The following is a 6,015-nucleotide window of genomic DNA, read 5'->3' as shown; positions in this document are numbered from 1 at the left end:
GGCGGGGACGGTGGTACGCAGTTGGGAGGCGCTGCGCGGCCGGATCGAGGCGAGCGCGCGGCGGCTGCGGCCCGGCCTGTTCACGATCGCCGTGGAGGTGGTCAACACCACGCCCTGGGGTCCGGGCACCCGCGCCGACGCGCTGCGCCGCACGCTGGTCTCCGCGCACACCGTGCTGCACGGGCCGCGGGCCCGGTTCGTCTCGCTCACGGATCCGCCGCCGGAGCTGCGCGAACACGCCGAGGCGTGCCGCAACGAGGGCGCCTGGCCGGTGCTCGCGGGACCGCACGGCGACCGGCACACCGTCCTGGCCTCGCCGATCATCCTGTACGACCACCCGGAGATCGCGCCCGAGAGCCCCGGCGACCTCTTCGACAACACCGAGATCGACCAGCTGCTCACGCTGAGCGTGCTCGCGCTCAGCGACCAGGAGCGGCAGGAGATCCGCGAGGGCGACCCGCGCGCCCGCGCGATCCTCGACCGCTGCACCGCGCTCGCCCCCGAGGACCTGATGCGCCTGCACGGCCTCATGCGCAGGACGGAGCCACAGGCATGAACGACTTCTGGACGCGGATGGCCGGGCGCGGCCCCGGCGAGGTGATCGTGGACGGGACGGTGGTCGGCTCTGGCAGCCTGGTCCGGCTGCGGCCGAGAAGCCGGACGGACGTCTTCGACCTCGTCCTCGACGGCCGGGTGGCGGTCGTGGAGAGCGTCGAGCAGGACGACGAGGGCACCCTGCACGTCGCGGTCACGCTCGCCGACGATCCCGGACGCGACCTGGGCGAGGCCAGGATGCCCGGGCACCGGTTCTTCTACTCGGCCGAGGAGATCGAGCCGGTGGGCGAGCACGAGGAGCGGCCGGGCGGCGCCCGGATCCTGGTCGCCGGCATCGGCAACGTCTTTCTCGGGGACGACGGCTTCGGCGTCGAGGTGGCCCGCCACCTGGCCGAAGGGCCCGCCGTCCCCGGCGCGGACGTCGTCGACTTCGGCATCCGCGGCATGGACCTGGCCTACGCGCTCCAGCGCGCCTACACGGGCGTGATCTTCGTGGACGCGGCGCCACGGGGCCACGCCCCCGGCACGCTCACCGTGCTCGATCCCGACCTGCCAGGCGACGGTGAGGCGCCCGTGGAAGGGCCCGTGGAAGGCCCCCTGGAAGGACACGGCATGGACCCGGTCAGCGTGCTGCGGCTGGCCCGGCGGATGGGCCACCTGCCCGCCCGGGTGCGGGTCGTCTGCTGCGAGCCGGTCACCGCCGACGGGGCGCTGTTCGAGCTCAGCGAGCCGGTACGCGCCATGGTCGGGGAGGCGGCCGGCCTCGTGAAGTCCCTGGTTATGGAAATGATTGCGGAAAACGCCGGGCCTGGTTCCCGCGATCCGCTCCCACGGTGAGGTGATGTGAGATGTGGAAGAAGCGCGTGGTGAAGCTGCTCGCGCTCGGCGGGCTGGCGGCGATCGTCGTCCACCAATGGCCGGAGATCCACCGGTACATGAAGATCAAACGAATGTAGGGCGGCATGCACGAGATCGGGATGTGCGAGGGCCTGGTCGAGCTGATCGAGCGGCGGGCGGCGGGCAGGCGGGTCACGGCCGCGCGGGTGCGGGTCGGCGCCCGCCACGCCGTCGTGGACGACGCCTTCGGGCAGGCCTTCATGCTCGCCGCGGCCGGGACCGCCGTCCAGGACGCCGTGGTGGAGCTGGTCATCACGCCGATGACGGTGGGCTGCCGCGCGTGCGGCGGCCGCTCCGAGTCGGCAGACCCGCTGGCGGCCTGCCCGCTGTGCGGCGACGAGGGCGTCGACCTCAGCGGCGGCGACGAGCTGGTCCTGGAGTCGGTCACCTTCGGTGAGGAGGCGGCCGATGTGTCTCGGCATCCCCGGTGAGCTGGTCGAGTTCGTCCAGGAGCACGAGGACCTGGCCGTCGTCGACGTGAGCGGCGTGCGCCGGCGCGTCAACGTCGGCCTGCTCGCCGACGAGGGGCTGCGGCCCGGCGACTGGGTGCTCGTGCACGTCGGGTTCGCGCTGTCGAAGATCTCCGAGCGGGAGGCACAGGCGGTGTTCGACTACCTCCAGGGGCTCGGGCAGCCGTACGCGGACGAGCTCGACGCGCTGCGCGGCTCGGACATCGGGTAACGGGGACAACCAGGGGGCACGGATGCGGTTCGTCGATGAGTACCGCGACGCGGGCCGGGCGCGGGCGCTGGCCGGGCGGATCGCCGAGAGCTGCCGGCCGGGACGCCGGTACACGTTCATGGAGGTGTGCGGCGGGCACACCCACACCATCTACAAGCACGGCCTGGAGGATCACCTGCCGTCCGAGGTGAACCTCGTGCACGGCCCCGGCTGCCCGGTCTGCGTGATCCCGATGGGCCGGGTGGACGACGCCATCCACATCGCCCGCCGGCCGGACGTGATCATGACGTCGTTCGGCGACATGATGCGCGTGCCGGGCGGGTCGGGTTCGTTCCTGGACGCCAAGGCGGCGGGGGCCGACATCCGGATGGTGTACTCCCCGCTGGACGCGCTGAAGATCGCGCGGGCCAACCCGGACCGGCGGGTCGTGTTCATGGCCATCGGCTTCGAGACCACCGCGCCCTCCACCGCCATGACCGTGCTGCGGGCCGCGGCCGAGGATCTCGGCAACTTCTCCGTCTTCTGCAACCATGTCATGATCATCCCGGCGATCAAGGCCATCCTCGACTCGCCTGACCTGCGCCTCGACGGGTTCATCGGCCCCGGCCACGTCTCGGCGGTGATCGGCTGCCGGCCGTACGAGTTCATCGCCCGCGACTACCGCAAGCCGCTGGTGGTGGCCGGCTTCGAGCCGCTCGACATCCTCACCTCGGTGCACATGCTGCTCGGGCAGCTCGCCGAGGGCCGCTGCGAGGTGGAGAACCAGTACACCCGCGTGGTGCCCTGGGACGGCAACCGCATAGCGCTGTCGGCCATGGGCCAGGTGATGCGGCTGCGGCCGCACTTCGAGTGGCGCGGGCTCGGCTTCATCGCCCACTCCGCCCTCGCCATGGCCGACGACTACGCCGCCTTCGACGCCGAACGGGTCTTCGACCTGCCCGGCCTCCGCGTCGCCGACCCCAAATCGTGCCAGTGCGGCGAGGTGCTCAAGGGCGTGCTCAAGCCGTGGGAGTGCAAGGTGTTCGGCACCGCCTGCACCCCGGAGACGCCGATCGGGACGTGCATGGTCTCCTCCGAGGGCGCGTGTGCCGCGTACTACAACTTCGGGCGGTTCAGCCGCGAGCAGATCAGCGCGGCGGCGCGCGAGCCGAGGGAGGCGAGCCGGCCGTGATCCGCGAGCAGCAGGTCCTCGACCGCATCGAGCGGATGCGGCGGCGCAAGCCCGTCGTCAGGGAGGAGCGCATCACGCTCGCCCACGGCGCCGGGGGCAAGGCCACCCAGACCCTGATCGAGGCCGTCTTCCTGGAGGCGTTCCGCAACCCGATGCTCGCCCCGCTGGACGACGGCGCGCTCGTGCGGCTCGGGGACGGTCCCGTGGCCTTCACCACGGACTCGTACGTGGTCTCGCCGCTGTTCTTCCCCGGCGGGGACATCGGCGACCTGGCCGTCAACGGCACCGTCAACGACCTGGCCATGTGCGGGGCCCGCCCGGTCCACCTGTCGGCGGGCTTCATCCTCGAAGAGGGATTCCCGGTCGCCGACCTGCGGCGCATCACCGCCTCGATGGCGGCGGCCGCGGCGGAGGCGCAGGTGACGATCGTCACCGGCGACACCAAGGTCGTCCAGCGTGGCAAGGCCGACGGCTGCTACGTCACCACGGCCGGGGTCGGCGTCGTCGAGCAGCCGGTCACGCTGTCGGCCTCGGGCGCGCGGCCGGGGGACGCGGTCATCGTGTCGGGCCCGATCGGCGCGCACGGGGCCGCCATCATGCTGGCCAGGGACGACTTCGGCATCGAGGCGGCGATCACGTCCGACACCGCGCCGCTGCACGCCATCGTCGCCGACCTGATCAAGGCGCTGCCGCGGCACGTCAGGACCCTGCGGGACGCCACCCGGGGCGGGGTGGCCACGGTGCTCAACGAGGTGGCCCGCGCGTCCGAGGTGGCCGTGGTGCTGCAGGAGGACCAGGTCCCCGTACACCCTGAAGTGACCGGGGTGTGCGAGCTGCTCGGCCTCGACCCTCTCTACGTCGCCTGCGAGGGGCGCTTCGTGGCCGTGGTCGACGGCGAGCACGCCGGGGAGGCCCTCGACACGCTGCGCGCCCACCCGCTGGGCGCCGAGGCCGCGATCGTCGGGACGGTCGCCGCCGACCCGCCGGGGCTCGTGCTGCTGCGTACCGCCTTCGGCGGCACCCGGGTGGTCGACGTGCTGGTGGGCGATCCGCTACCGCGCATCTGCTGAGACGAGCTCGGCCAGCACGTGGTAGAGCGTCGCCTGCGCCTCCTGGATCCGGTGCACCGACGACGACGGGATGACGAACAGGTGCTCGGCCAGCCGCTCCTCGGCCATGCGCCCGCCTCCGGAACCGGCGAAGCCGACGGTCGTCATGCCCTGGCTCCTGGCCTGCGCCAGGCCGCGCAGCACGTTCGCCGAGCCGCCGCTGGTCGACAGCGCGCAGGCGATGTCGCCGGGGCCGCCGAGCGCGGCGAGCTGGCGGGCGAACACCACCTCGAACCCGACATCGTTGCCGAGCGCCGTCACGAGCGCCGCGTCGCCGGTCAGCGACACCGCCGGCAGGCCGCGCGCGGTACAGAGATCGGCCACCGACTGCGCGTCCGTGCTGCTGCCGCCGTTGCCGAAGGCGAACAGCCGCCCGCCGTCGCGGAACGCCGCCGCCAGCTCCGCCGCGGCCACCGCCAGCGGCGCCATCAGCTCGTCGAGGACCCGCCGCCGCAGCTCCAGGCTCTCGCGGGCCTTCTCCTCGGTGGACGCCCGCACGTCCAGCGGGTCGCGCCGCAGGAACGGGTACATCGTCTCGGTCATGCGCCTGCCCTCTCCACCACGGCGATCGCCTCGCCCGCGTGCACCAGCACGGTGTCGCCGACACGCGCCTCGACCAGCGCCACGCTGATCTCCTCCGTGCCCGCGCCGGTGCCGGCCAGTGCCAGCCCATCGGGCAGCAGGCCGACGACGCGCACGCGTGCGGCGACGTCGCCGCACGTCACGCACGAGTCGCAGGACGGCGCCGCCTCGCCGTCACCGGTCACCTGGCCTCCTCCGACTCCAGGAACACGTGCGCCAGCTCCCACAGCAGGTGGTACACCGTGATGTGGATCTCCCGCACGATCAGCGGATCCTCGCTGTGCGCGGCCAGCACATGATCGGCCACGACCCCCGCCGCCGTCGCGCCAGCCACCACGCCCTCCAGCGTCGCGCCCGCCGCCGTCGCGCCCGCCGTCACACCCACCGACTCCTCCGCCGTCGCGCCCGCCGCCGTTGCTCCCGTCATCGTCACGCCCGCCGCTGACTCGCCTGCCGTCGCGCGCGCGTCACCGGTCGCCCCCGCCACCAGGGCGACGGTCAGCATGCCGAGCTCGCGAGCGGCGGCGAGGTCGCCGGCGGCGGGGAGCACGCCCACGGCGATGTCACCCGGCCGTCCCAGCACCGGCAGCAGGCCGGGCTCGCCGCCCAGGCAGAGCGCGGGAAGCGCGGGCTTGCCGACGATCACCGGGTGGCTGAACTCCACCGCCACGTGCGCCGCGTCGGCCGCCGCCGCGCCCCGGCCGAAGGACAGCAGCCTGCTCCCCCGCCGGAACCTCCCGGCCATGGCGGCCGCGGCCTCGACCACGGCGCCGGCGTCGGCCACCAGCGCCAGGCCGGCGGACTCCCGGCCGGCGCGGACCTGATCGAGCACTCCGGCCATCCCGCCACCCCGCCTTCCCCGCGTACCACGACACCGCCCATTCCACCGTGGTCCTGCGCGGCCGGCGCGGCGTTTCCCACCAGGGGTCCGGCAAGGTCCCGGCAAGTTTCGCCACTTGGCCCCCGCCATCCAGGTCACCGCCATCAAGCCTCGCCATCAAGCCCCCGCCCCATCAGGCC

The 6,015-nt window shown here is 73.4% G+C and carries 9 protein-coding genes and 1 pseudogene; 7 read left to right on the top strand and 3 right to left on the bottom strand.

Going from position 1 to position 6,015, the window contains the following annotated elements; genetic code table 11:
* The 7 genes and pseudogenes from E1292_RS52055 to hypE all read left to right on the top strand — a co-directional run.
* Window positions 1–556: pseudogene (locus E1292_RS52055) on the top strand (hypothetical protein); the annotation flags it as partial.
* Window positions 553–1,392 (top strand): hydrogenase maturation protease, encoded by an 840-nt coding sequence (locus tag E1292_RS49040; RefSeq protein ID WP_246091004.1) that lies wholly within the window; start codon window positions 553–555, stop codon window positions 1,390–1,392. The pseudogene E1292_RS52055 and the gene E1292_RS49040, both read left to right, overlap by 4 nt.
* A gap of 11 nt (window positions 1,393–1,403) precedes the next feature.
* Complete coding sequence (locus E1292_RS56270; protein WP_439331963.1) at window positions 1,404–1,511, top strand: DUF6893 family small protein; 108 nt, start codon at window positions 1,404–1,406, stop codon at window positions 1,509–1,511.
* A gap of 6 nt (window positions 1,512–1,517) precedes the next feature.
* A complete protein-coding gene (locus E1292_RS49035) occupies window positions 1,518–1,883 on the top strand; it encodes a hydrogenase maturation nickel metallochaperone HypA/HybF (RefSeq protein ID WP_132606664.1) in 366 nt (121 codons plus the stop codon).
* A complete protein-coding gene (locus E1292_RS49030; RefSeq protein WP_132606663.1) occupies window positions 1,861–2,133 on the top strand; it encodes a HypC/HybG/HupF family hydrogenase formation chaperone in 273 nt (90 codons plus the stop codon). Before E1292_RS49035 ends, E1292_RS49030 begins: the two co-directional genes overlap by 23 nt.
* A 22-nt stretch (window positions 2,134–2,155) precedes the next feature.
* On the top strand, window positions 2,156–3,304 hold the full coding sequence (gene hypD, locus E1292_RS49025; RefSeq protein WP_132606662.1) for a hydrogenase formation protein HypD: 1,149 nt from the start codon (window positions 2,156–2,158) through the stop codon (window positions 3,302–3,304).
* On the top strand, window positions 3,301–4,374 hold the full coding sequence (gene hypE, locus E1292_RS49020; RefSeq protein ID WP_246091002.1) for a hydrogenase expression/formation protein HypE: 1,074 nt from the start codon (window positions 3,301–3,303) through the stop codon (window positions 4,372–4,374). Before hypD ends, hypE begins: the two co-directional genes overlap by 4 nt.
* On the opposite strand, the gene E1292_RS49015 is transcribed toward hypE, so the two are convergent.
* The 3 genes from E1292_RS49015 to E1292_RS49005 are packed head-to-tail and all read right to left on the bottom strand — an operon-like array spanning window position 4,357 to window position 5,836.
* Complete coding sequence (locus E1292_RS49015) at window positions 4,357–4,956, bottom strand: D-sedoheptulose-7-phosphate isomerase (RefSeq protein ID WP_132606661.1); 600 nt, start codon at window positions 4,954–4,956, stop codon at window positions 4,357–4,359. The genes hypE and E1292_RS49015 overlap by 18 nt on opposite strands.
* Entirely contained in the window at window positions 4,953–5,180 is a 228-nt protein-coding gene (locus E1292_RS49010) for a HypC/HybG/HupF family hydrogenase formation chaperone (protein WP_181958422.1), read from the bottom strand. The genes E1292_RS49015 and E1292_RS49010 overlap by 4 nt, the downstream gene beginning before the upstream one ends.
* Window positions 5,177–5,836 (bottom strand): phosphoheptose isomerase family protein, encoded by a 660-nt coding sequence (locus E1292_RS49005; protein WP_132606659.1) that lies wholly within the window; start codon window positions 5,834–5,836, stop codon window positions 5,177–5,179. The genes E1292_RS49010 and E1292_RS49005 overlap by 4 nt, the downstream gene beginning before the upstream one ends.
* Window positions 5,837–6,015: the final 179 nt, after the last annotated feature.

Origin of the sequence: Nonomuraea deserti, assembly GCF_004348685.1 — a bacterium.
In the GTDB taxonomy this organism is placed as follows: domain Bacteria; phylum Actinomycetota; class Actinomycetes; order Streptosporangiales; family Streptosporangiaceae; genus Nonomuraea; species Nonomuraea deserti.
The sequence above is the reverse complement of the archived record's forward strand: the minus strand, read 5'-3'. Positions and strand labels throughout refer to the sequence as shown.

Excerpts from the sequence above, each read along its gene's own strand:
- E1292_RS49005 (WP_132606659.1), bottom strand. The coding sequence starts at position 5,836 with ATGGCCGGAGTGCTCGATCAGGTCCGCGCCGGCCGGGAGTCCGCCGGC.
- E1292_RS49015 (WP_132606661.1), bottom strand. The coding sequence starts at position 4,956 with ATGACCGAGACGATGTACCCGTTCCTGCGGCGCGACCCGCTGGACGTG.
- E1292_RS49040 (WP_246091004.1), top strand. The coding sequence starts at position 553 with ATGAACGACTTCTGGACGCGGATGGCCGGGCGCGGCCCCGGCGAGGTG.
- E1292_RS49035 (WP_132606664.1), top strand. The coding sequence starts at position 1,518 with ATGCACGAGATCGGGATGTGCGAGGGCCTGGTCGAGCTGATCGAGCGG.
- E1292_RS56270 (WP_439331963.1), top strand. The coding sequence starts at position 1,404 with ATGTGGAAGAAGCGCGTGGTGAAGCTGCTCGCGCTCGGCGGGCTGGCG.
- E1292_RS49030 (WP_132606663.1), top strand. The coding sequence starts at position 1,861 with ATGTGTCTCGGCATCCCCGGTGAGCTGGTCGAGTTCGTCCAGGAGCAC.
- hypD (WP_132606662.1), top strand. The coding sequence starts at position 2,156 with ATGCGGTTCGTCGATGAGTACCGCGACGCGGGCCGGGCGCGGGCGCTG.